The sequence below is a fragment of the Amycolatopsis sp. cmx-11-32 genome (assembly GCF_047608695.1).
GTDB lineage: Bacteria > Actinomycetota > Actinomycetes > Mycobacteriales > Pseudonocardiaceae > Amycolatopsis.
Map to the genome: position 1 here is coordinate 97,130 of NZ_JADNQN010000004.1, position 24,106 is coordinate 121,235.

The 24,106-nt window shown below is 67.0% G+C and carries 23 protein-coding genes; 10 read left to right on the forward strand and 13 right to left on the reverse strand.

Going from position 1 to position 24,106, the window contains the following annotated elements; translation table 11 throughout:
* Positions 1-91: 91 nt before the first annotated feature.
* From ACM6LR_RS12900 to ACM6LR_RS12910, 3 genes are read left to right on the forward strand one after another with little or no spacing between them, the layout of a single operon-like run.
* Positions 92-1,054, forward strand: coding sequence for a PDR/VanB family oxidoreductase (locus ACM6LR_RS12900; RefSeq protein WP_414939627.1), 963 nt, complete (start codon positions 92-94; stop codon positions 1,052-1,054).
* Positions 1,055-1,072: 18 nt separating this feature from the next.
* Entirely contained in the window at positions 1,073-2,278 is a 1,206-nt protein-coding gene (locus tag ACM6LR_RS12905) for a cytochrome P450 (RefSeq protein ID WP_414939628.1), read from the forward strand.
* Between the two features lie 30 nt (positions 2,279-2,308).
* Positions 2,309-3,580, forward strand: coding sequence for an aspartate aminotransferase family protein (locus tag ACM6LR_RS12910; RefSeq protein WP_414939629.1), 1,272 nt, complete (start codon positions 2,309-2,311; stop codon positions 3,578-3,580).
* Between the two features lie 16 nt (positions 3,581-3,596).
* Here the strand turns inward: ACM6LR_RS12910 and ACM6LR_RS12915 are convergent, their stop codons facing one another.
* The 4 genes from ACM6LR_RS12915 to ACM6LR_RS12930 form a co-directional block, all read right to left on the reverse strand.
* A complete protein-coding gene (locus tag ACM6LR_RS12915) occupies positions 3,597-4,394 on the reverse strand; it encodes an alpha/beta hydrolase (RefSeq protein ID WP_414939630.1) in 798 nt (265 codons plus the stop codon).
* A 119-nt stretch (positions 4,395-4,513) separates the two neighbouring features.
* Entirely contained in the window at positions 4,514-5,296 is a 783-nt protein-coding gene (locus ACM6LR_RS12920) for an SDR family NAD(P)-dependent oxidoreductase (protein ID WP_414939631.1), read from the reverse strand.
* On the reverse strand, positions 5,293-6,531 hold the full coding sequence (locus tag ACM6LR_RS12925) for a cytochrome P450 family protein (protein ID WP_414939632.1): 1,239 nt from the start codon (positions 6,529-6,531) through the stop codon (positions 5,293-5,295). Before ACM6LR_RS12925 ends, ACM6LR_RS12920 begins: the two co-directional genes overlap by 4 nt.
* 34 nt (positions 6,532-6,565) lie before the next feature.
* Entirely contained in the window at positions 6,566-7,405 is an 840-nt protein-coding gene (locus tag ACM6LR_RS12930; RefSeq protein WP_414939633.1) for an alpha/beta fold hydrolase, read from the reverse strand.
* A 297-nt stretch (positions 7,406-7,702) separates the two neighbouring features.
* On the opposite strand from ACM6LR_RS12930, the gene ACM6LR_RS12935 reads away from it, so the two are divergent.
* Both ACM6LR_RS12935 and ACM6LR_RS12940 read left to right on the forward strand, forming a co-directional pair.
* Positions 7,703-8,131 (forward strand): enediyne antibiotic chromoprotein, encoded by a 429-nt coding sequence (locus tag ACM6LR_RS12935; protein ID WP_414939634.1) that lies wholly within the window; start codon positions 7,703-7,705, stop codon positions 8,129-8,131.
* A gap of 207 nt (positions 8,132-8,338) precedes the next feature.
* Positions 8,339-9,910: a tryptophan halogenase family protein gene (locus ACM6LR_RS12940; RefSeq protein ID WP_414939635.1), complete on the forward strand. Its 1,572-nt coding sequence runs from the start codon at positions 8,339-8,341 to the stop codon at positions 9,908-9,910.
* A gap of 737 nt (positions 9,911-10,647) precedes the next feature.
* Here ACM6LR_RS12940 and ACM6LR_RS12945 read toward each other — a convergent pair.
* A complete protein-coding gene (locus ACM6LR_RS12945; RefSeq protein ID WP_414943870.1) occupies positions 10,648-12,114 on the reverse strand; it encodes an MFS transporter in 1,467 nt (488 codons plus the stop codon).
* Positions 12,115-12,145: 31 nt separating this feature from the next.
* Complete coding sequence (locus ACM6LR_RS12950; protein ID WP_414943871.1) at positions 12,146-13,549, reverse strand: FAD-dependent oxidoreductase; 1,404 nt, start codon at positions 13,547-13,549, stop codon at positions 12,146-12,148.
* A gap of 192 nt (positions 13,550-13,741) precedes the next feature.
* Here ACM6LR_RS12950 and ACM6LR_RS12955 point away from each other — a divergent pair, with 192 nt between their 5' ends.
* Both ACM6LR_RS12955 and ACM6LR_RS12960 read left to right on the forward strand, forming a co-directional pair.
* Positions 13,742-14,080: a hypothetical protein gene (locus tag ACM6LR_RS12955; RefSeq protein WP_414939638.1), complete on the forward strand. Its 339-nt coding sequence runs from the start codon at positions 13,742-13,744 to the stop codon at positions 14,078-14,080.
* Positions 14,077-14,472 carry an SgcJ/EcaC family oxidoreductase gene (locus ACM6LR_RS12960; RefSeq protein ID WP_414939639.1) on the forward strand — a complete coding sequence of 132 codons (396 nt, stop codon included), beginning with the start codon at positions 14,077-14,079 and terminating at the stop codon, positions 14,470-14,472. Before ACM6LR_RS12955 ends, ACM6LR_RS12960 begins: the two co-directional genes overlap by 4 nt.
* Positions 14,473-14,829: 357 nt before the next feature.
* On the opposite strand, the gene ACM6LR_RS12965 is transcribed toward ACM6LR_RS12960, so the two are convergent.
* The 3 genes from ACM6LR_RS12965 to ACM6LR_RS12975 are packed head-to-tail and all read right to left on the reverse strand — an operon-like array spanning position 14,830 to position 18,219.
* A complete protein-coding gene (locus ACM6LR_RS12965; RefSeq protein ID WP_414939640.1) occupies positions 14,830-15,657 on the reverse strand; it encodes an alpha/beta fold hydrolase in 828 nt (275 codons plus the stop codon).
* Entirely contained in the window at positions 15,650-16,867 is a 1,218-nt protein-coding gene (locus tag ACM6LR_RS12970) for an epoxide hydrolase family protein (protein WP_414939641.1), read from the reverse strand. The genes ACM6LR_RS12965 and ACM6LR_RS12970 overlap by 8 nt, the downstream gene beginning before the upstream one ends.
* A complete protein-coding gene (locus tag ACM6LR_RS12975; RefSeq protein WP_414939642.1) occupies positions 16,864-18,219 on the reverse strand; it encodes an aspartate aminotransferase family protein in 1,356 nt (451 codons plus the stop codon). The genes ACM6LR_RS12970 and ACM6LR_RS12975 overlap by 4 nt, the downstream gene beginning before the upstream one ends.
* A 152-nt stretch (positions 18,220-18,371) precedes the next feature.
* Here ACM6LR_RS12975 and ACM6LR_RS12980 point away from each other — a divergent pair, with 152 nt between their 5' ends.
* A complete protein-coding gene (locus tag ACM6LR_RS12980; protein WP_414939643.1) occupies positions 18,372-19,913 on the forward strand; it encodes a GMC family oxidoreductase in 1,542 nt (513 codons plus the stop codon).
* 42 nt (positions 19,914-19,955) lie between these two features.
* Entirely contained in the window at positions 19,956-20,243 is a 288-nt protein-coding gene (locus tag ACM6LR_RS12985) for a DUF1905 domain-containing protein (RefSeq protein ID WP_076159141.1), read from the forward strand.
* 56 nt (positions 20,244-20,299) lie between these two features.
* On the opposite strand, the gene ACM6LR_RS12990 is transcribed toward ACM6LR_RS12985, so the two are convergent.
* The 3 genes from ACM6LR_RS12990 to ACM6LR_RS13000 are packed head-to-tail and all read right to left on the reverse strand — an operon-like array spanning position 20,300 to position 22,565.
* Positions 20,300-20,683, reverse strand: coding sequence for a YciI family protein (locus ACM6LR_RS12990; RefSeq protein ID WP_414943872.1), 384 nt, complete (start codon positions 20,681-20,683; stop codon positions 20,300-20,302).
* Positions 20,684-20,697: 14 nt separating this feature from the next.
* A complete protein-coding gene (locus ACM6LR_RS12995; RefSeq protein WP_414939645.1) occupies positions 20,698-21,558 on the reverse strand; it encodes an ABC transporter permease in 861 nt (286 codons plus the stop codon).
* A complete protein-coding gene (locus tag ACM6LR_RS13000; protein ID WP_414943873.1) occupies positions 21,555-22,565 on the reverse strand; it encodes an ATP-binding cassette domain-containing protein in 1,011 nt (336 codons plus the stop codon). The genes ACM6LR_RS12995 and ACM6LR_RS13000 overlap by 4 nt, the downstream gene beginning before the upstream one ends.
* A gap of 229 nt (positions 22,566-22,794) precedes the next feature.
* Between ACM6LR_RS13000 and ACM6LR_RS13005 the strand changes: the two genes are divergently transcribed.
* Positions 22,795-23,532 carry a methyltransferase domain-containing protein gene (locus ACM6LR_RS13005; RefSeq protein ID WP_414943874.1) on the forward strand — a complete coding sequence of 246 codons (738 nt, stop codon included), beginning with the start codon at positions 22,795-22,797 and terminating at the stop codon, positions 23,530-23,532.
* A gap of 57 nt (positions 23,533-23,589) precedes the next feature.
* On the opposite strand, the gene ACM6LR_RS13010 is transcribed toward ACM6LR_RS13005, so the two are convergent.
* Positions 23,590-23,994 carry a low molecular weight phosphatase family protein gene (locus ACM6LR_RS13010; RefSeq protein WP_414943875.1) on the reverse strand — a complete coding sequence of 135 codons (405 nt, stop codon included), beginning with the start codon at positions 23,992-23,994 and terminating at the stop codon, positions 23,590-23,592.
* Positions 23,995-24,106 lie beyond the last annotated feature (112 nt).

Sequence of the window (24,106 nt, forward strand, 5' to 3'; positions counted from 1 at the left end):
CCCTCGCGAGAGAGCCAGCATTCAGGGAGACGTACACATCCGTCCGCCGTGGAACCGTGGAGAGCACGAACCGAGCGGAGGGCGGGTCAAGATGCAGGACGCCGGAGCGGCGCAGGTGCAGACGACGTTGCGCGTCGCGGCCAAGGACGTCGTCGCCGAAGGCGTCGTCTCGCTGGTCCTCAAGGCCGCGGACGGCGCGCGTCTGCCCGACTGGACGCCTGGGTCCCACATCGATCTGGTGCTGCCCGGCGGGCTGACCCGCCAGTATTCCCTGTGCGGAGACCGGTGGAACGCCCACGAATACCGCGTCGGAGTCCTCCGTGAGACCGACAGCCGCGGCGGTTCCGCCTACGTACACGACGAACTCCGCGCAGGCGACACCGTCGGAGTGAGCCGCCCTCGCAACAACTTCCCGTTGGTGCCCTCGAAGAACTACCTCTTCATCGCGGGCGGGATCGGGATCACGCCGCTGCTTCCCATGATCCACCAGGCGGAGCTCACCAACGCGGACTGGAACCTCGTCTACGGTGGCCGATCGCGAAACTCCATGGCGTTCCGGGACGAACTCGAGGTGTATGACGAGAAAGTCCACATCGTCCCCGAGGACGAACAGGGCCGCCCGGATCTCCAATCCTGGCTCGGCGACGTCCGTGACGGCCTCCGCGTCTACTGCTGCGGCCCGGCCGGGTTGCTCGACGCCGTCGAGAACGCCTGCGCCCCGTGGCCGGCGCCCACCTTGTGGACCGAACGTTTCTCGGCGCCGGAGCAGGGTGCCCCGGTGCGCGACGAGCCGTTCGACATCGTGCTGGCGCGGCGCGGGGCGACCGTGACCGTCACCCAGGACATGACGGTCATCGACGCGATGCGCACGGTCGGCGTCGACCTGCTTTCGTCCTGTATGGAGGGTGTCTGCGGCACCTGCGAGACCACGGTCCTCGACGGCGTCGTCGACCACCGCGACGCGTTGCTCACCGCCGAGGACCGCGCGGCAGGCGACTGCATGTTCCCCTGCGTCTCACGTTCGTGCACCGACCGGCTCGTACTGGATCTGTAAGCCCCGGAGGCCGTGATCATGACGTCGTTGCCCGTCATCGACATCGACCCGTTCGGCACCGAGGTGCTGACGGATCCGTACCCGCTCGAGCACGCGCTGCTCGACGCCGGGCCGCTGTCCTATTTGAGCGCGCACGACATCTACGCCGTCGCCCGGTACGACGCGGTGTACGCGGCTTTGCGTAACTGGCAGGGGTTCCAATCCGGCGCCGGGGTCGGCCTGTCGAACTTCCGGACCCGGAAACCGTGGCGTCAGCTGAGCATCGTCGTCGAGGCGGACCCGCCCCATCACGACGCGCCGAGACGGGTCCTCGCGAACCTGCTCGGCCCGCGCGTGCAGCGCAGGCTCCGCGCCGAATGGATGGCCAAGGCGCACAAGATGGTCGGCGAAGTCCTCGACGGAACGCCGGGCAGCACGATCGAATTCGACGCCGTGACGGCGATCGCGGAGAAGTTCCCGCCACGCGCGGTCGGCGACGCGCTCGGACTGCCCGAAGAAGGCCGCGAGAACCTGTTGCCGTTCAGCGACTTCCTCCTCAACGCGTTCGGCCCGCGCAACGAACTCGTGGCGGCCGGCGCGCCGCACGCGAAGTTCCTGACGACGTGGGTCATGGAGCACTGCCAGCGTGACAAGCTGACCGAAGACGGTCTCGGCGGGCAGATCTGGGCGGCCGCCGACCGCGGCGAGATCACCCACGAGCAGGCCCCGGGGGTCGTGCGGTCGTTGTTCGCCGCCGGGTTCAACACCACCGTGCACGCGCTCGCCGCGGTCATGCACGCGCTGGTCACGCATCCCGAGCAGTGGGCCCGGCTTCGCGTGGAGCCGACGCTGGCGCGTATCGCGTTCGACGAGGCCGTGCGGTGGGCGTCCCCGGTGCAGACGTTCTTCCGTACCGCGGTGGGCGATGTCGGAGTCGGCGACCACGTGGTGCCCGACGGCGCCAAGGTGCTGATGTTCCTGGGTGCGGCCAACCGCGACCCCCGGCGGTGGACCGACCCGGAGAAGTTCGACCTCTCCCGCGACCCCTCCGGGCACGTGGGCTTCGGGTTCGGCCTGCACCAGTGCGTGGGACAGAACCTGGCGCGGCTCGAAGCCGAATGCCTCATCACCGCGCTCGCGGAGCGCGTGGAGACGCTGGAACCGGCGGCCCCTGGGAAGCGCCGCCTCAACAACACCCTGCGAGCCTGGCACTCCCTCCCGGTCCGGGCCCGGCTCGCCCGCTAGAAGAAGCCCACTAGTGAAAGGCTGCGCGGAATGAGCGAAACCGAGGGGCAGGCGGATCTGCTCGCCGTCGACGCCGAGTACCTGTGGCACCCGTGGTCACCGAGCCGGGTCAGCCCGGACACGCTGGTCGCGGTGTCCGGTAAGGGCTGCGAGGTCACCGACGCCGACGGCCGCACCTACCTCGACGCGAAGTCGTCCGGATTCAACGCCACGCTGGGCTACGCCTGCCGGCCGGTCGTGGACGCGATCGCCACGCAGGTCGCGAACCTGATGACCTACGACATGGGCGAGGGCGCCAACATCCCGGCGATCCGCCTGGCGCAACGGATCGGCGAACTCGCCGGCCCGGCGCTGACCCGGACCTTCTTCTGCAACAGCGGTTCCGAGGCGATGGAGGCGGCGATCCGGATCGCGCGTTTCTACCAGGCCGTACTCGGTTCGCCCGAGCGCGGACTCGTCGTCTCGCTGCACAACGGCTATCACGGCGCCACGATGGCCGGTGCCGCGACCGCCGGGGCACCGTCGCCGATCTCCGACGAATTCACGCCGAACGGGTTCGTCACCGTCCCCGGCCCGGAGGAAGGCATCGGCGCGATGAAAGGCTTCCTCGCCGAGCATGGAAAGCGCACGGCGGCCGTTCTCGTCGAGCCGGTCCAATCGCGTGGCGCCTACGTCATGCCGGAGGACTACCTGCGCGGCGTGCGGGAACTGTGCGACGAACACGGGATCCTGCTGGTCCTCGACGAGGTGACGACCGGCTTCGGCCGGACCGGGCTGATGTTCGGCCACCAGCACGCCGGCGTCCAGCCGGACATCCTGGCCACCAGCAAGGGATTGGCGGCGGGGTACATCTCACTCGGCGCCGTCACCACCACCCAGCACGTCTTCGAAGTCTTCGACAGCAACAAGAAGATGGCCGGTTTCGTGCACGGGCACACGCATTCCGGGCACGCCACCGCGTGCGCCGCCGGGCTCGCGGTGATCGCCCACATCGAGTCCGAACAGCTCCTCGCGAACACCCGGGCCCGGGGTGAGCAGCTGCTGACCGCGCTGGAACCGTTGCGGGAACTCGCCTGTGTGACCGACATCCGTGGCCGCGGCCTGATGATCGCGGTCGAGATGGACCGGTCCCGCCGGGCCGCGCAGGTACGGAAACTGATGCGGGACAACGGAGTGCTGGTCCGGCGTACCGGCAAGAACGTCGTGCTCGCGCCGCCGCTGATCCTCACCGCCGACGAGGCGGACCGGATCTCGAGGGAGCTTTTGTCCGCCGCCGAGAAGGCCGCCCTCATCGAGTACTGAGGGCGGCCCCCCGGAGTCACAGCAGGATGTCGCCCAGCTGCTTGGCGAAGCCTTCCGGGTCCCAAATGAACCCGCCGTGGTCGCCGGGGAACTCCACCACTCCGACACCGAGTTCGTCGGCGAGCGCGGCGCACGTCCGCCGGGTGAGCAGCCCGCCGGAGTCCGCGCCGAGGCCGACCACGACCCGGAACGGCCCGTCGCGCAGCGCGTCGAGCCGGGGCTCGTAACGCGTGGTCGTACGGAGTTCGTGGACGAAGAACCGGCGACCGTCCTCCAGGTCCTGCTCGGGGGAGTCGCTCGGCGGCGGGCCCGCCTCGTCCTCCTCGAAGCCCGAAGTGCCGAGGAACTTCGTCCATGCCGCTTCGAGACCGTCGGTTTCGAACGCCTTCACGATCTCGTCGACCTCGGCGTGCTGCTCGGCCGCGTCGGGAAGCAGGGTCAGCGCGGGCGGCTCGTGCGCGACGAGCGTCCGGATCCGGCCGGGGTGGCGGGCGGCCAGCGCGAGCGTGGTCATCGCGCCGCCGCTGGAACCGAACACGTCGGCCGTTTCGGCGCCCAGGTGGTCCAGGATCGCGACGACGTCCTCGGCGCGCTTCTCCGGGCTCGAGTCCTCGTTCGGGTCGTCCAGTGGGCTCTGTGAGATGCCCCGGGGGTCATGGGTCACGACGGTGAACCGGCTCGCCAGCGCGTCGGCCAGCGGTGCGAAGGCGTCCGCGGCCATCGGCGAGCCCATGGCCAGCAGCAGCGGTCCGTCGCCGCGGACCTCGTAGTGCAGCCGGCCGCCGGAAATGGTGATCTCGTTCGTGCTGGTCATCTCGGTCGTCCTTCCTCGATCTTCCGCCCGTCGGGTGGCGGCGTCACAGGTTGGACCCCGTGCCGGGCGCGAACTCATCGCTCGCGCCCGGCAATTCGCCGACATTCACCCGATAGCGGTTATCCGGCGGTGAAGATCTTGCCCATGATCCGGCGTGAAACGGTCCGTGGCGAGTACGCCAGGAACGCCGTGAGCAGGCGTGCGACGGTCCCGGGCACGGTGATCGTGCGCCCGGCGTCCCACGCCTTCAAACCGCCGCGGACGACCTCTTCGGCGGTGGTGAAGCCAGGCGTCTTCTCGACCGTGTCGCCCAGCCCGGCGACGTCGCCGAACTCGGTGGAGGTCGCCCCGGGGCACAGCGCCATGGCCCGCACACCGGTCCCCGCCAGCTCCGCCGACAACGACTCCGTGAAGGACAGCAAAAAGGCCTTCGTGGCGCCGTACACGGCCATGTTCGGGGTGGCGAAGAAGCCCAGGTTCGACGCGACGACGATGATTCCGCCCGACCCGCGCGCGACCATCTTGGGAACGGCCTGCGAGACGAGGTCGACGTTCGCCGTCACGTTGAGCCGGATCATGCCGAGGGCGTCGGACGGCTCGCTCTCGTGAAAGCGGCCACGCGAGCCCCGGCCGGCGTTGCAGACGACGAGGTCCGCGCCGCCGAGTTGCTCAGCGCGCCCGAGGATCGCCTCGGCCGCGCCCTCGGAGGTGACGTCACGGACGAAGGGGACGATGAAGCCACCGGAGCCCTTGGCCAGCTCGTCGAGCCGGTCGGCGCGGCGGGCCACGGCGAGCACGCGGTAACCGCGGTCCCGCAGCACTCGCGTGAACTCGGCACCGATGCCCGAAGACGCGCCGGTGACCACCGCCAGTGGCGCGTCGTGGACGGGTCCGCCGGTCATGACCGCACCAGCGAGGGTTCGCCCAGGCGCACCGGGACCTCCTTGTGGCCGTTCATGATGAACGTCCCCTGGCCCTCGAGCTCGTCGACGCCGACCGCGAGCTTCAGGTCCGGGTAGCGGGCGAACAGCGCCGGAAGCGCGAGCCGCAGTTCCAGCCGCGCCAGCGGTGCGCCGAGGCAGAAGTGCGCGCCGTGCCCGAACGACAGGTGGGTTTTGTCGGCGCGGGTGGCGTCGAACTCGCCCGCGGTCTCGCCGTGGTTCTCCGGGTCGCGGCCGATGGCGGTGAAGCCCATCAGCACCGGGTCGCCCTTGCGGATGGTGACCCCGGCGACCTCGACGTCCTCGGTCGCGTATCGCAGCGGGAGCTGCGCGACCGGGGCGTTGACCCGCAGGGCCTCTTCGATGACGTCGTCCCAGGAAACCTGGCCGCTGTCCAGGAGTTCCTTCTGCTCGGGCTGGCTCAGCAGCGCGACGACGGCGGCGCTGAGCGCGTTCATGAGGGTTTCGGAACCCGCGCCGAGCATGAGGTGCAGGGTGCCGACCATCTCCTCGTCGGTGAGCCTGCTGCCGTCCTCTTCGCGCGCGGCGAGCAGGAGGCTGGTCAGGTCGTCGCCGGGGTTCTCGCGTTTGAACTCGGCGAGGTCGGTCAGCTCCTGGTGCCACAGCTCGACGTTGGCCTCGGCCTCGTCACCGGAGGTGGTCGTGGTGACGTTGACGCCGGCGCCGCGCAGGGCGGACGCGCGGGCCGACTCCGGCACCCCGAACATGTCGCAGATGACGCGCGCGGGCAGCGGGGTGGCGAAGCGGCCCTTGAGGTCGATGACCTCGTCCGGACCCGCGCTGGAGAGACCGTCCAGCAGGTCGTCGACGATCTTCTGGATCAGCGGGCGGGTCAGCTCGACCTGCTTCGGCGTGAAACCACGGGAAACCAGCTTGCGCAGGCGCTGGTGGTCTTCACCGTCGTTCGTGGTCATGTTGTCCATCAGGAGCCAGCCGATCAGCGGCCAGTTCGAGGGGATCTCGCCCTCGGTGTACTTGGTCCACTTCTGCGGGTCCTTGGCGAACCGGTTGTCGGACAGCACCTGGCGCGCCGCCTGGTATCCGGTCACGGACCACCCGATCACCCCGCCGGGCAGTTCGACCTGGGTGATCGGCCCTTGTGCGCGGAGAGCCTCGCTCTCCGCGTGAATGTCCGTACCCGCGATGTCCAGGGTGTAAGGGCAGCGGCTTTCCATCGAATCTTCTCCTCAACGATCGAAAAAGGTGGAGTCAGGAGCGGAAGAACACCGTGAGCAGCGGGGCACCCGCCTTCTGGTTGAACAGATGCCCCTCGTTCATGCACACGTACTGGCCGTTGGGGAGCCCGTCGGCGAGGGCGTGGCAGTTGTCTATCAGCCAGGAAGGGCTTTCCCGGCCGCCGATGACCAGGGTCGGCACCCTGATCCCCGGCAGTTGGTCGAACGGGACGGACTCGTGGTTCGCGTCGAGGATGGAGTCGTAGAGCGTCGTCGGGGCCATGGCCTCGAACGACGGCCAGATGGGAAGGGACTTGAATCCTTCGATGGTCTCCGAGCTGAACCGGACGTTCTCCTTGAGGAACAACGCGACGGCGTCGGAGCGGTGATCGGCGGCGACCATCCGCTCCAGATCGTCCATATAGGACTCGGGAGGCTGATGGCCGCCGTAAGTGGGTTCGTACAGCGCCATCTTGCCCATCGAGACGCCTTTCGCCGCCGCCCGCATGGCGATCAGGCCACCGGTGCAGTTGGCGAAGATCGCCGCTTCGGAGCCCGCCACCGCGAGTACCGCCGTCAGGTCTTCGACCTCCCGGTCGATCGTGTATCCCGACAGGCCGCCGTTGTCCTCGCTGTTCCCGCGGCCGCGGCGGTCGTAGTTGTAGACGGTGAAATCCTCCGACAGCAGTTCGGCGAGGTCGGCGAACATGGCCTTCTCGTTGAGCCCGCCGCCGAGGATGATCACCGGCGGGCCTTCCCCGGATTTCTCGAAGGCGATCCGGGTGCCGTCCGCCGATGTCACGTGTTCGAGCACGAGACCGCGCGCCCCGAACCCGATGTTGCCGAGACTGGCCGCGGTTTCCTGGTTCGCCATCACGAATCTCCCGCCTGTCGAAACCCGCTTCCCACGCTAGGTCGCGCGAACCTCCGTGCCATCTCCCTGCTTGCCCGCATGCTTCGCCACCAGGGGCGCCCGGTGGGAGGCGAACCCGAAACAGTGCGCAAAGGTTATCGGGGCTCAGTGCCTCCGGCTTCTTCCAAACTGCGAACAGAATTCGTTGACAAGCAACGACGAAGATCCGTAACTTTATCACCGGAAGCGCTGGGGAATACCTCGAAAACACCCATCGCAAATCATTTCCGGTCAAACCCGATAAAGGAGAAAACAGTCATGCGCAAAAGCGTTTTCGCGAAGACCGTCGCCGGTACCGCCGCCGCTCTCGGCATGCTGGTCGCCTTCCAGGTGCCCGCGTCGGCCGACGCACCGTCGGCGACGGTGACGCCGTCGTCCGGGTTGGCCGACAACGCCGTGGTCCAGGTGGGCGCGTCGGGGCTGACGGCGGGCACGGCCTACACCGTCGGCGAGTGTGCCGAGGTGCCCTCCGGAGAGCTCGCCTGCAACGCCGCGGCACGGGTGGACGTGACCGCCGCGGGCGACGGCACCCTTTCCACTCCGCTGACCGTGAAGAAGAGCTTCGAAGGAATTCTTTTCGACGGCACTTCGTACGGCACCGTCGATTGTGCGGTGGTCACCTGTGTGATCGGCCTCGCCGACGGCGCGGGTAATGGCCCGGCCGGAGTCGCCATTTCCTTCCAGTAAGAGCGACCGCACGACGGAATAACATAAGGGCACGGATCGCCTCGCGGCGATCCGTGCCCTTATGTCCGCTTGAGGCGAACTTCATGGTCACCGACGTCGTAACTCATCGGTGACAGGTGAGGTGGGCCCTGCCCGATCGTGTGATCGGAACCTACGCTCGTTTGCGCAGCTTGGTGGGGGTTTCTGGACCGCAAAGGAGCACTTGTCGTGGCACGTCCAATCGAAAAGATCGTGATAGTCGGCGGCGGGACGGCAGGCTGGATGTCCGCCGCCTACCTGAATCGCGCCTTCGGCAGGAAGGTCGACATCACCCTGATCGAATCACCGCGGATCCCGCGGATCGGGGTGGGTGAGGCCACCGTTCCGACCCTGCGGACCACCTTCTCCTTCCTTGGCATGAAGGAAGAGGACTGGATGCCGAAGACCAACGCGGTCTTCAAGTCCGCCGTCCGGTTCAACGACTGGCGCAAACCGCACGAGGGCCGCGACAGCCACACCTACTACCACCCGTTCTTCGACGTTCCCGAACCCGCGGTGCAGAACTACGAGAAGCCGTTCCACAAGCGGTTCGGCCGCGGTGTCTCGCTCGCGCACTTCTGGCTGAAGCAGCGCTTGGCCGGCGACACGCGGGTGCGTGAGACCTTCGGTGACGCGGGAATGGCGCTGCAGCGCCTCTGCGAGCTCGACAAGGCCCCGAAACCGTTGCCCGGCACCGACGCCCCGGACCCCGGCTACCGCTACGCCTACCACTTCGACGCCGCGCTGATCGCCAAGTACCTTCGCGAGCTGGCGACCGGCCGTGGCGTGAAGTTCGTTTCGGCGGACGTGACATCGGTGACCGTCGACCCGCGCGGCACGATCGAGAAGGTCGTCACCGACACCGCCGGCGAGATCGAAGCCGATCTTTTCTTGGACTGCACGGGATTCCGGGGCCTGCTGATCAACAAGACGCTGAACGAGCCGTTCGTCAGCGCCAACGACGTCCTGCTGTGCGACTCCGCCGTCGCGCTTCCCGCGAAGCACCAGGAGGGTGGCCTGCGGCCGTACACCTCCGCGACCGCGAAGCCGGACGGCTGGATCTGGGAGATCCCCCTCGCCGACCGCGACGGCACCGGCTTCGTCTACTCCAGCGCGTTCACCACGCCGGAGAAGGCCGAACAGCGACTGCGTCAGCACCTGGGCGGCCGGGACTACGACACCGCGGGCAACCACATCAAGATGCGGGTCGGGCACAACCGCCGCTCGTGGGTGAACAACTGCGTCGCCGTCGGACTGTCGAGCTGCTTCGTCGAACCGCTGGAATCCACCACGATCGCGCTCATCGAGTACCAGCTCGCGTTGCTGGTGCTGCACTTCCCGGACTCGGACTTCGACGAGCGCCGCAAGGCCCGCTACAACGAACTCATGGTCGGCGCGTTCGAGGACCTGCGCGACTTCATCGTCATGCACTACACGCTCACCGACCGCGACGACACCGAGTTCTGGAACGCCGTGCGGGAAGCGCCGATCCCGGCGAGCCTGGAGGAGAAACTCACCGAGTACGCGGAGAGCGTCATCATCCCGGACGGCAGCCAGTTGCGACTGTTCGAGACCCGCAGCCTCTGGGCGATCCTGTCCGGAATGGACTTCGGCTTCAAGAAGGCCCCGCCGTCGGTCGACCTGATGAACGACGCCGCCGCGTGGGAGATGCTCGAGAAGATCGACAAGGAACGCGAGATCTACTCCGCCGGTCTGCCCGGCCACCGCGAGTACATCGAGGCCCTGCACCGAGGTCTCTAGTGTCGCGTGGTCCTGCAGGTCTTACCCGTGATCAGACGGCGATCTCCGGAGATCGCCGTCCAATCACGCGTAACCGCCGTCTGATCACGCGAGATCGCCGTCCGAGGAACGAAACCCAACGTCAAGCAAGCAGGATCACGCGACACTAGCAGTACATGAAGGCCCCTTCCTTGCTTTGAGCGCGAGGTACTGGCGAAGTCGCGGGGGCTGTCATTCAGCGCCGCTCTTGGCGATTCGGGCCTGGTCTTGTCAAGTGCCCGGAATGGGGTGGGTCGGGGTGGTCGTGGGTGGCGGGTCGTGTCAGAGCCATGGGTGTCTTGGTTAGCTACTGTCGGTAGGCCGGGTGTCGCGAAAGCCACTTTCGGGACATGTGATGTCGCGAAAGTGGCTTTCGCGACACCCGGGGGTGGCCATGCTTGATGTCTGAGCGACGCTTCGGTCGGGGTGGTCGTGAGTGGGTAAGTCGGGTCAGGGCGGCCCGGTATTTTGCTTACCCACGAGTGGTCAGCCCGACGGCGCAGGGTCCCGGACCTTGATCAACGGAGGATCGGGGACATTCAACGTCCCCGATCCTCCCCACTCGACGTCATCGCCACGTCGAGGACGACACCGTTTCCGCGGGCAGGCAAACACAGACCGGTCAGAACCCGAATCGCCACGCACGACCCGTTCGGCCAACATCTCGACTTCGCCGGAACCTTTCGTCTAGGTCCAGGAAGGGGGCCTTCACGTACTCGTCAGCCCGCGAGCGGGAGGTCGTCCGGGTCACCGCGGTCCTGGCCGTCGATGCTGTGCAGGTGACGCTTCTTGTTCCCCTTCAGCAGGGTCACGGTCACCCCCAGGCCGATGACGGCGAAGACCACGCAAGCGATGAACGCGGCTCGCAGTCCGGCGGTGAACTCGGCGGGCCCACCCGGCGCGGCGGTGAACGACGTCGACACCGAGGTGACCACGGCGACCCCGAGCGCGCCGCCGATCTGGAACGAAGCGACGTTGATCCCCGACGCCGCACCGCTGTCGGCCTGCGGCACCTTGGACAGCGCGGCCACCGAAGCGGCGGCCATACCCGCGCCGAGACCCGGGCCGAAGACGACCAGGCCCCAGAGGATGTCGGCCCCGTAGCTGCCGTTGACCGGTACTTGCGACAGCAGCAGGCAACCGGCGCCGAGCAATACGAGACAGGCCGCGACGACCGGCCGGACACCCATCCGCGTGACCACGGCCTGTCCGACGTAAGCACCGAAGAACGCCAACGTCGGCATGACGGACTGCAGCACGCCGAACTCCAGCGGGCTGTAGCCGAGGACGACCTGGCCGTACATCGAGATGGTGACCGAAAGGCCGAACGCCGCCATGCCCATCGCCACCGTGACGAGGTTGCCGCCCGCGAGCGCCGGACGCCGGAGCAGCGCCAGCGGCACCAGCGGCGACGCCGAACGCTTTTCCACGGCCACGAACAGCGCGAGCAGCGCGGCGGCGACCGCGAACAGGATGAGCGTCGGCGCGCTCGTCCAGCCCCAGACCGGTGCCTGGACGACGGCGAGGATGATCGCGACGAGTGCGAGTGTACTGATCACGGCCCCCGCGACGTCCTGGCTGCGGCGGTTGCCGGAATCGCGGCTCTCCCGCAGCAACACCGGAGCGAGCAGCATGACGAGTACCGCGATCGGCACGTTGACGTAGAACACCCACTGCCAGCCCAGGGTCTGGGTGAGCAGCCCGCCGACGAGCAGACCCGCCGTCGCGCCGATCCCGCCGATACCGGACCAGCCGGCGAGCGCGGTGTTACGGCTCTTGCCCTCGGGGAAGGTGTTCATGAGGATCGACAACGCCGTCGGCACCATCAGCGCCGCCGCGATCCCGCTGAGCGCCCGCGCGGCGATGATCACCGCCGGGTTCCACGCCAGCCCGCAGAGCACCGAGCCGACGAGGAACAACGCCGTGCCGAGCACGAACACCCGGCGCCTGCCGAAGTGGTCGGCCGCCCGGCCGCCGAGGATGAGCAGCCCGCCGAAGGTGATGAGCTTCGCGCTCAGCACCCATTGCGCGTCGGTGGGTGCCATCCCGAGGTCGGGCGCCAGCGAAGGCAACGCCAGGATGACGCTCTGCGAATCCAGCAGGACCGCGAAGTTGGCCGCGCACAACAGGACCAGCGCGGCCCAGCGGAATCTGACGGCGTCGCCCGCCGCTTGGAGATGACTCACCGGAACTCCTTGTTCTTGGGCGAAAAGCGGATCAAGCCGCGGAACGCTCGGCGTCGCCGGTGTCGGTCCGGGGCGTCGGAAGGGTGGTGACGGTGGCGTTCTTCTTGTCACCGCCGGAGAACAGGACCCGGCGCATCATCGACGGCTTCATCAGCGCCTGCGGCGGGTCGATCAGCGAGATGGTGCGCATGAACCCGCGTGCCACCACCGGGTCGTTCGCGGCGGCCGCCATCACCTTCGACATGTAGGCGTTGCCGATCTTGGTGGCGAGGGTGCGCTTGCCGCGCACCGACTCGTAGCCGAGGTCGGCGGAAGCGGACATCATCCACGGCGAGTCGGTCGCCTTGGCCAGGTCGCGGAAGTAGCCGCGGAAGTCCGGCTCGACGCCCTTTTCCAGATGCTTGCGCAGTACGTTCGCGCCCATCGCGGCGACCGTCATGCCCTGGGCGTAGACGGGGTTGAAGATGCAGGCGGCGTCGCCGAGGATCAGGTATCCGGCGGGGAAGCGGCTCAGCTTCTCGTAGTGGCGGCGGACGCTGGCCGGGAACCGGAACGATCCGGCGGGCGCGCGCTGCTCCGCGTTCTCGATGGCGTTGTAGACCTCCTTGACCGGCAACGTCTTGGCGTAGGCCAGGAAACCGTCGCGGTCGGTCGGAGCCCGGTCGCCCGCGATGCCGGTGAGGGTGAGGGCGTACCGGTCGGCGAGGCGCGCGAAGATGCCGCCGCGCGGGAAGTCCGGGGTCGCGGTCGGAACCAGCGCGATGTCCTCACCGAGCGGGTCGACCGGCAGCGGGCCGACGAAGTCCATCGTCGTGTAGGTCAGGTCCATCTGGACCTTCTCCTCCGGCGCCTTCTCGTAGCCGAGTTCCTCGAGCCAGCGCGGGGACCGCGAGCCGCGGCCGGAGGCGTCGACGATCAGGTCCGCGCTGATGACCTCCTCGCCACCGCCGTCACGGCTCTGCACGCGGACACCGGTGATGCGTTCGTTGCCGTCGTTCGCGACCAGGCCGACGATGTCCGTGCGCTCACGCAGGACGACGCCGGGGCGGGGCAGTGTGCGGGAGCGGAGGAAGTGCTCGATCACCGGGCGGTTCGCGGCCACACAGGCCATCCCGGTGTCGGTGACGGCGAACATCTCGCCGTTGAAGTAGTAGTGGCAGGTCGAGCCGTAGTCGCCGACCGGGACGCCCGCCGCGATCATGTCGTCGACGAACCCGGGGAAGAGGTCTTCGATGATGATCCGTCCGCGTTCGAGCAGGGCGTGGATGTGGATCGCCCACGAGATCGCCGGGCGCGGGTCCGTCCCGGCCGCGGTGAGGTCGTCGCGTTCGATGACGGTCACCTGGCGGTAGGCGTCGGAAAGCACGCGGGCGGCGAGCATCCCGGCGATGCTGCCCCCGAGCACGACGGCGTGATCGCCGATTTTCGTTCCCATTGGCGTATGCCTTTCGGTGATCAGGTGAGTGGGCGGACACGAAAAACGCTATGCCGCTCCCCAGGTGTCCTCTTCTCCCGCTTTGCGAGGCGCTTCTCCGCGGTTGCGAGCTTGGTCCGAGGCGGTACTCCGGCGCCCGGCGAACGCGTAGTTTCCGATGTGGACCTCCGTGCCACGAGGAAGGAGAACGGAATGGGTTCGGCGTTCGTCGTCCGTTACCAGACGACCCCGGAAACCGCCGGTGAGAACAAGGAATTGGTGGAAGCCGTCTTCGCGGAATTGGCGCGGGAACAGCCCGACGGGCTGAGCTACGCGTCATTCAGGCTCGACGACGGGGTGAGTTTCGTCCACGTCGGTGTCGTCGAGGGCGATGGGAACCCTCTAGCCGCTTCGACCGCCTTCCACGAGTTCCAACGGGGCATTCGCGAGCGGGCCCCGGAAGGACCGGTACCCAGTGGGGCCACGCTCATCGGCTCCTATGGCTTCTCCAGTGATCACAACGGAAACGAACGACAGGAGACAGACCGATGACCGCAACCGCCGACACCGCCACCGGAGTGGCCGCCCTGCCTGGCCAGATCGTCGCCGCCTGGGCCCGCCACGACGCGGAGGCGTTCGCCGACGTGTTCGTCGAGGACGGCACGATGATCCTGCCCGGCGTCCACGTCAAAGGCCGCGACAACATCGCGAAGTTCATGGCCGGCGCGTTCGCCACGGCTTACCAGGGCTCCCAGGTCACCGGCACCCCGTTCGACGCCCGGGAGATCGCGCCCGGCGTCGTCGTGCTGTACACCGAAGGCGGTGTGATCCAGGCAGGCGACACCGAGGTCGCCGAGAACGCCAAGGTGCGCGCCTCGTGGACCGCTGTCCTGCGGGACGGCGAGTGGAAGCTGGCCGCCTACCAGAACACGCCGCGCGACTGAGTTCCTGCGAGACCGCCCGAGGTCTTGAGGGGTAAGGCAGAGGGGTGTGTGGAAATAGTGAGTGTCTCTTTCCGCACACCCCCTTCCGGGCCTGGTGATCACGGGGACCGCCGTGCGGGACTGTGTGGATTTCGGGTCATCCAACGTCCCGAAATCCACCCGTTGAGGGACGCGGTCCAGTAGCGGACCGGTCACCGCCACCCATGCCTCATCGGAGACGCTCAGTGTCCCCAATGAGGCATGGGTGGCCTCGGCCGCGATGGTCCAGCGGGGGCGTGAGTGGTGTTTCGTGTTCTAACCTGAATCACCACTCACGATCAACTCGGCCCACCACTCACCCGCGGCCTTGCGCTTGCCTCAGCGGAAGAACTTCGTCAGCAGTTCAGCGCCCAGCGTGTCGTCCATCAGGTGTCCTGCGGTGTCCATGGTGACGTACTCACCCCGCGGGATCCCGTCGGCGACGGCCTGGCACATGTCCTTCATCCACTGTGGACTCTTGTTCCCGCCGAGCACCAGGCTGGGCACGGTGATCACGCTCAGTTCTTCGGCCGGGACGCGGTCCGCGTCGTCGGACAGGATCGAGTCGTACGGCATCGAATGCGCCATCGCCTCGAACGCCGGCCAGATCGGATGCGTCGAGAAGAAGTCGATCTCGTCCTCGGTGAAGAGCGCGTCCCATTTCAGGAACAGCGACACGGCCTCCTTGGTCCTGTCCTGTTCGAGCAACTCCATGAGTTGTTCGGTATAACCGGGCGGGACCTTCGGGCCGCTGTACGGGGGTTCGTACATGGCCAGCTTGATCATGGGGACCCCGCGCGCGGCCGCCGGGACGGCGATCATCGAGCCGGTGCAGTTCGCGAAGACGTGGGCGGTGCCGCCCGCGGCCTCGATCACCGCGGCCAGGTCTTCGATCTCGATGTCCACCGTGTACGGTCCGACGCGCTTGTCGTCGCTGTCGCCGCGGGCACGGCGGTCGTAGTTGTACACCGTGAAGTTCTCGGACAGGCCCTCGGCGAGTTCGGCGTGCATCGCCTTCTCGTTCAGGCCCCCGCCGACGATGATCACCGGCGGCCCGGTGCCCGACTTCTCGTAGGCGATGGTGGTCCCGTCCGCGGACTTCACCGTCTCGATCGGGAGGTCGCGGTTGCCGTAGTCGAGGTTCTCGATGTTGGCTTGGTCAGTCACGGTCCGAACTCCTCGCTCGCAAGGCCTGCTTGAACTTCCGGAGGTCGTCGAGGAAGAGGTCGGGTGCCTCCAGTCCGGGGAAGTGACCGCCCCGGTCGAGCCGCCGCCACTGCACGATGTCGGAGAAGGCCCGGTCCGCGTAGGTGCGGATCGGCTCCATGATGTCGTACTTGTACGCCGCCACACCGATCGGCGTCGAGATCGGCGGCAGGGGAGCCACGAACGTCTTGTATTCCTCGAACCGCGGGTGCGCGACGGCCAGTTCGGGGTGCGGTGTCGCCGAAGTCCGGGTGAACTGGGCGTTGTCGCAATAGAAGTGCGCCGCGTTGCCCGCCGAACCCGTGAGCCAGTACAGCGTCACGTTGGCGAGCAGGTCATCGCGATTGAAGACCTCCTCCGGCGAATCGACGGCACCCGACCAGCCGTGGAACTTCTCGATGTACCAAGCGAGTTGCCCGACCGGCGAATCGGCGAGACTGTAGCTCAGCGTCTGCGGCCGGGTCGCGTGCTCGACCATGTACCCCGGCGCGGGGAACATGTACGGGTCTAGCAGTTCGAGTTCCTCTTCGTCCAGGCCTTCGAGATCGCTCGCGTCGGCCGGCGGGGTCACCAGGAAGTTGACGTGCGCGGCGAGCACGTTCTCCGGCTTCATCGCGGCCAGGATGATCGAGATGAACGAACCCCAGTCCGCGCCCTGGACGATGTAGCGGTCATAGCCGATCTCGGCCATCAGCTTGCCCCAGATCTCCGACATCTTGGGGACGGTCCAGCCGTGCTGGGTCAGCGGAGTGGAGAAACCGAAGCCCGGCAACGTCGGGATGACGAGGTGGTAGGCGTCCTTCGGGTCGCCGCCGTGGGACCGCGGGTCGGTCAGCGGCCCGATGAGGTCCAGGTACTCGATGATCGAACTCGGCCAGCCGGTCGTCATCACCATCGGCGTCGCGTCCGGTTCCGGCGAACGGACGTGCAGGTAGTGGATGTTCGCGCCGTCGATGTTCGTGATCGACTGCGGGAACTGGTTGATCTTCGCTTCGGTGGCACGCCAGTCGTACTCGGTGCGCCAGTACTCGACGAGCTCCTTCAGGTAGGACTGCGGCACGCCGCGGGTCCAGCCGACGTCGGGGGTCTCGGCGGGCCAACGGGTGTCGTCGAGCCGTCTGCGCAGGTCGTCGATGGCTTCCTGCGGAATGTCCACTTTGAACGGAGTCATGACCGGGTCCTCAGTACGTCGGTGATGGCGGCGGAGATCTCCGCCGCCTGTTCTTCTTCGAGCACGAGCGGCGGGCCGACGACGAGGGTGGGACCGTAGTCGCGGGCCAGGACGCGGTGCTTGCCGCGCAGGTCGTCGATGATCGCGACCATGCGGTCGAACGGCATCGGCTCGCCGGTGTTCGGGTCGGCGGTCAGTTCGATGCCGACCATGGCGCCGTGCACACGGACGTCGTGGACGTTCGGGAGGTCACGGATGCCGTCGAGGCCCTCGGTGAACCAGCTCTCGATCTTCTTGGCCTGGCCGAGGATGTTCTCCCGTTCGATGATGTCGAGGTTCACCAGCGCCAGCGCGCACGCGACCGGATGCCCCGAGTAGGTCAGCCCGTGGAAGAAGAACTTCTCGGGGTTGCCGACCATGACCTCGCCGATGTCGTCGCGCATGAGGACGGCGCCGAGTGGCGCGTACCCGCTGGAGATCCCCTTGGCGGTGACGATGATGTCCGGGCTGTAATGCGCCGAAGCGAACCAGTCGCCCGTGCGGCCGAAGCCGGTGATGACCTCGTCGGCGATCAGCAGGATGCCGTACTTCGTCAGCAGGGTGCGGATCCGCGGCCAGTAGTCCTCCGGGGCCACGATGACACCGCCACCACCCATCACCGGTTCGCCGATCATCGCGGCGATCTTCTCCGGTCCGATCCGGAGGATCTCGGTTTCCAGTTCTTGCACCAGAAAGTCCGTGGGGTCCTGTCCACCGAACATCTCCGGGTGCGACAGCATGGGCGGGCTCACCAAGGTGGCGTGCGGCATCGTCGGCCCGGCGCCGAAGTGCATGTCGTCCATGCCGCTGACGGAACCGCCGGCGAGAGTCGTTCCGTGGTAACCGAACTGCCGTCCGATGATCCAGGTCCGCTCGGTGTCACCGCGTTCGAAGTGGTACCGGCGCGCGATCTTGAGTGCCGCCTCGGTCCCGTCCGAACCACCGCTGGTGAAGTGGATCTTGTTCATCCCCGCCGGGGCGAGTTCGGCGAGGCGGGCGCCGAGCCGGATCGCGGGCTCGTTCGAATATTCGCGCCACAGCGAAAAATACTCCAGCTTTTCCGCCTGTGCCGCCGCGGCTTCCGCGAGTTCGGCGCGCCCGTGGCCGACGGCGACCACCCAGTTGCCACCCGCCATCCCGTCGATGAACGGGACGTCCGCGGCGTCCCACACCACGGATCCCTTGCCCCGGACGAAGATGTTGCGTTCGGTCCGCGTCGGGTTCTGGTGTGGATGGATGAGGTGCTTCCGGTCCAGAGCCTGAAGCGTGGCCGCGTACTCCGCGTGCCCCTGCGCCTGGCTAGCGATGGTCATTTCGGCGTTCCCTCCGCGGATTCCGGCATCAGACACCACCCACGCTAGGGGAGACGGCCTCGGTGGTCTTCTCAACGATTGCCGCAGGATTCAGGAGTTCTTCCCGCAACCGAAAAGAATCCGGCCTCCGTCGATCTTGTTAAATTCCCGTTATGGTCGATTTCGTCGTGGTTGGGGCCGGTGCGTCCGGTTGCGTCCTCGCTAACCGGTTGAGCGCGGATCCGTCCGTCTCCGTCGTGCTGATCGAAGCCGGGTCGTCCGACGATCATCCGAACTTCCAGGTCCCCGTCGCCGGTGGGAAGTTCTTCAAGACCCGGTACGACTGGGATTTCGACACCCATCAGGAGCCGCACCTCGGGGGGCGGCGGGTCTACCTGCCGCAGGCCCGAGTCGTCGGCGGCGGAAGTTCGGTGAACGGCGGCGCCTATGTCCGGGGTAACCGCGCCGACTTCGACGAGTGGGCACAGCCTGGCTGGGATTTCGTCGGGATACTCCCGTTCTTCCGGCGTTCGGAGGACAACGAACGCGGCGAGGACGAATTCCACGGTGTCGGCGGACCCCTGCGGGTCAGCGACGGGCGGATGGGGAACCCCAGTTCCGCCGCGTTCATCGAGGCCGCGATCGAGGCGGGCTACCACCACAACTCCGACTTCAACGGCGTCACCCAGGACGGGTTCGGCGCGTTTCAGGTGACACAGCGGGATGGCCGCCGGGCGAGTACCTCGTCGGAGTTCCTGCGTCCGGTACTGGGCCGTCCGAATCTCACCGTCGAGACCGACCTCGAAGTGCACCGCGTGCTCGTCGAAAACGGCCGGGCGGTCGGGATCGTCGGCAACCGGCTCGACGAGATCATCGAGATCCGCGCCGAGCGCGAGGTCATCATCAGTGCCGGTACCTACAACTCGCCGAAGATCCTGATGCACTCGGGGATCGGCCCGGCCGATCACCTCCGCGCGTTCGGTCTCGACGTCGCCGTAGACCTGCCCGACGTCGGGCAGCATCTCCAGGACCATCCGCATGTCTGGCTGAGTTTCGGCCACGACCAGCCGGTGAGCCTGCTCGCCGCCGGCGAGCCCGAGCACGCCGAGCGGTACGAACGCGAGGCGGCGGGTTTCCTCACTTCGGGTGGCCCGGAGACCGGCGGCTTCGTGACGGTCTCCGGTGACGCCCCGGATCTCCAGCTCATCTGTATGCCCTTGATGGTCTCCGACGGCTTCCTCTCGCCGCCGTCCCGCCACGCGCTTTCGTTCGGCGCCTCCGTGGCGAAACCGCGCACCCGCGGGAACGTGACCCTGTTCAGCCCCGAACCCACCGCCAAACCGAAGATCGTGCAGAACTACCTCGCCGATCCGGCCGACCTGGCGATGGCGATCGAAGGCGTGCGGACCAGCCTGCAACTCTCCCGGCAGGTGGCGCTCAAGCCGTACACGCTCGACGCCATAGCGGCGCCCGCCTCCGACACGGAAGCGGATCTGGAGGATTTCACCCGACGTAACGTGCTCACCGGCCACCATCCGGTGGGTACCTGTGGAATGGGCCGCGTCGTGGATGCGCGATTGCGGGTTCTTGGAATAGAATCACTTCGTGTCGTGGACGCTTCCGTCATGCCGACGATCGTGCGGGGCAATACCAACGCCCCGGTCATCGCCATCGCCGAAAAGGCTGCGGAGTTGATTCTCCACCCGGGCATCTGAACTACGACGGCTCCTGAACTACGACGAGGAAGATTCGAGATTATGGCTGACAACACACCGCAGGCGATCGATGTGACCTTCACGGCCGAAGTGATTCCCGACAGCAACAGTGGCTGGCCGTGTGTGAACATGCCGGACTCCGCCGAGTTCTTCGGCACCGGCAAGGCCGTGAAGGTCAGCGGCACCGTGGACGGCCACGACTACGAGGCGAGCATGCTGCCGATCGGCGGCGGCGTCCACATGATGCCGCTGCGCAAGCCGTTCCGGAAGGTCATCCAGAAAGAGATCGGCGACAAGGTCACCGTGCACCTGACCAAGCGGATTTCCTAGTTGGCACAAGCGAAAGGGCCGGACCGAGTGACTCGGTCCGGCCCTTTCGTGTCGGCCTATTCGCTGCCGGTCCAGATCGGCCGCAGCTCGACGTTCTGACCGGGCGCGGCGAACTCCGCGGCGATCTCGTCGGCACGCGCCTGGTCCTTGGCCTCGATCAGGAAGAAGCCGGCGAGGTGGTCCTTCGTCGCCGAGTACGGGCCTTCGCTCTTCTTCGCCGAGCCGGATTCGTACTCGTAAAGGCTCGCTTTGGCGGGGTCACCGAGCGCTTCTCCGCCGACCAGCTCACCGTTTTCGTGCAAACGGCCGAGCAAGGCCTCGAAATCCTCGAAGTGCTTCTTGCGCTCGTCCGCGGAAAGACCAGCGAACTCCGGGGTGAATTCCTCCACCGGATGTCCCCAAGGCTCGGGGTGCGAGTAGAGCAGGACCATGTACTTCATCGTATTTCTCCTTTTTACTTACGCTTGTAGGCCCACATGGTGGCGGAACCGAACCCGGCGATCAACAGCGCGCTGGCGACGAGCACCCAGATGATCTCGCCGACGTTCGGGCTGCCGCTCATCAGGCCCCGCATCGCGGTGACCAGATGGGTGATCGGGTTCCAGCTGACCGCGGCTTCGAGCCAGCCGGGCATGGTGGACGGCTGCACGAACACGTTGGACAGGAACGTCAGCGGGAACAGCGCCACCATGCTCACGCTCATCACGGTCTTCTCCGACCGCATGGAAAGCCCGAGGAACGTCCAGATCCAGGAGAGCGAGAACGAGAACACCAGCAGCAGCGCCACGGCGCCGACCGTGCCGGCGACGCTTCCCAGGTTGTAACCCATGATCAGGCCGACGCCGATGATGACGACGCAGCCGATGAGGTAGCGCAGGAAGTCACCGAGCAGGTAGCCGACGATCGTGGCGGGTCGCCAGATCGGCAGCGTCCGGAAACGGTCGAAGACACCCTTGGCGATATCGCTGTTCACCGCGACACCGGTGTACATCGTGATCATCACGACGGTGATCGCGAGGATGCCGGGGAGCAGGTAGTCCAGGTACGCCTCGGTCGAACCGCCGATGGCGCCACCGAAGAGGTACGTGAACATCACGGTCATGATGATCGGGAAGCCCGTGACGTCGAACAGCTGCTCGGGCAGATGCTTGATCTTCAGCGCGGCCCGCCACCCGAAGGTGAGCGAGGCGGACAGCGCGCTCGGGCGCTTGGGTCGTTCGACCGACGCCAGTACCGCGTCGAGCGCGGTGGGGTCGGTGGCCCGCGTCTCTTCGGGGGCCTCGGTCGTTTCGGTCGGCTTGATGGTGGAAGTCATCGGTTCGCCCCTTCCTTGGCGGCGTTGTCCGGCGTCGTGGGCCGGTCGGTCAGCGCCAGGAACACTTCGTCGAGGCTCGGCTGCCCGAGGGAGAACTCGTCGACGACGATGTCGCGCAGCGAAAGCTCGTGCAGGGCCTTGGAAGCCCACTCGGCCATGCCGGCGTCACCGTCCACACCGGGGATACGGGCGCTGACGAGGACCTCGTCGTGCTCCGACAGCGTGGGCTGCTCCAGGAACCGCGCGAGCACACCCTGCGCGTCGGCCCGCTGGTTGGCGTTCCGCAGTCGCAGGTGGATCGCGCCGACGCCGATCGACGCCTTCAGCTGGCCCGGCGTGCCCTCGGCGATGACCTTGCCGTTGTCGACGACCGCGATGCGGCTCGCGAGCTGGTCGGCCTCGTCGAGGTACTGGGTGGTCAGCAGCACCGTGGTGCCGCGTTTGACGACCGCGCGCACGATGTCCCAGACCTGGTTGCGGCTACGCGGGTCGAGACCGGTGGTCGGCTCGTCAAGGAAGAGCAGATCCGGGGTGTTCACGATGCTGGCCGCGATGTCGAGCCGCCGCCGCATACCGCCGGAATAGTTCTTCACCTGACGACCGGCGGCCTCGGTCAGCCCGAAGGCGTCGAGAAGCTGCTCGGTGCGCGCCTTCGAGGCGGCCTTGCCGTAGCCGAGCAGACGGCACAGCAGGATCAGGTTCTCCGTGCCGGTCAGGTCGTCGTCCACCGAGGCGTACTGGCCTGTCAGGCTCACCCGCGCTCGGACGGCGTCCGACTCGCGCACCACGTCGTGACCGAAGACCTTGGCCTGTCCTCCGTCGGGACGCAGCAACGTCGCCAGCACCTTGACCGCCGTAGTCTTCCCCGCCCCGTTGGGGCCGAGGACGCCGTACACCGTTCCCGCGGGAACGGTGAGGTCGAGACCGTCGAGCGCTCGTTTCTCACCGTAGATCTTCGTCAACCCGGACGCTTCGATCGCGGGATCCCCGTCGCGGACCTTTGCCATGATTGAACCCTTCTGGTTCTGTTTACCTTTTATTGTGTCGACGGCGGATTACCACGAACAGTGATCAGGCCACGACCGCGATGTGAAGAGTTCATGGTCGTCGATCAAGGGCGCGGAACCCTCTCTTGTCGTGCTGTCTCCTTTCCCGCGCGCAGTCGAGGAGATGTCTTGGGTGCGGGACGGCCGAGAATCTTCAGCATTGCCTGCTGGCGCTTTAGGGAGGACGAAAATGAGCTGGTACTCCGACGATGGCCTGTGGTCGGGCTTCTCCGAGCTGATGTGGCCGCAGCGGCTGACGGTGGAGGCGGACGAACTCGTGCGGGAATCGCCGTTGCTGGCCTTCCCGTCGGGCTCGCAGGTGCTCGACCTGTGCTGCGGGCCGGGCCGGTTCGTCGTTCCGCTCGCCCGCAAGGGCTACCAGGTGACCGGGGTCGATCTCAACGCCCCCGTCCTGGACCGCGCCAAGCAGGCCGCCGCCGACGCGGGTGTCTCGGCGGAGCTGGTCCAGGGCGACATGCTCGAATTCGTCCGTCCCGGCGGTTTCGACGTCGTGTTGAACATGTACACGTCGTTCGGCTACTTCGACGACGCCGAGAAGAACCTTCAGGTGCTGCGTAACGCGCACACCAGCCTGGCGCCGGGCGGCAAACTGCTGCTGGAGGTGTACGGCAAGGAGATCGTCGCGAAGAACATCGGCCGCACGCACGCTTTCCCGCAGCCCGACGGAATCGCGTACATGCGGCACAGTGTCCTCGACGACTGGACGAAGCTGCGTACCGACTGGACGCTGGTCGACGGCGACACCGCCCGCTCGGCGCACATCCAGTCCTACATCTACAGCGCCGCCGAACTGCGCCGCCTGTTCGAGGACGCCGGCTTCACCGACATCGAGGCCTACGGTGGTTTCGACGGCGCGCCTTACGACAAGCGCGCCAAGCGGCTGATCGTACAGGGTGTTCGCGCCTGATCGACGCCAGTGAAAGGCCCCTTCCCGTCCGGGCGGAAAGGGGCCTTTCGCGTTCCGTCACACGGGCGCCGGAGTGTCCACAAGGGACGCCAAGAGTTCGCGGACCCGGCGGTCCATGTCGTCCCGCAACGGCCGGATCCCGGTGACCCCTTCGTGTTCCGGGTTGGGGACGACCCATTCGACGTACCGTGTCCCCTCGGCGACCGGACAGGTCGTGCAGCCCATGGTGATCACGACGTCGGCCGCCGCCACGTCCTCGTAAGTGACCTGACTCGGCACCTCGCCCGTTATGTCGACGTCCCATTCCGCCAGCGCGCCCGCCACCAGCGGATTGATCCGTTCCGCCGGATCGCAGCCCGCGGAACGCACGGTCACTCGGCCGAATCCGTGGTGCTTCAGCAGTGCGGCGGCCATCTGCGATCGGCTCGCGTTGTGCACGCATACGAAGAGGATGTCCGTCATCGCCCGCCCATTCTGTCGGTTCTGTGGCCTCGTACCGAGATTACCCGTGGAATACTCATCATCGGCACCTGGGGAAAAGAGTGGCAATCGAGGAGAACTTCATCGGAGGCGT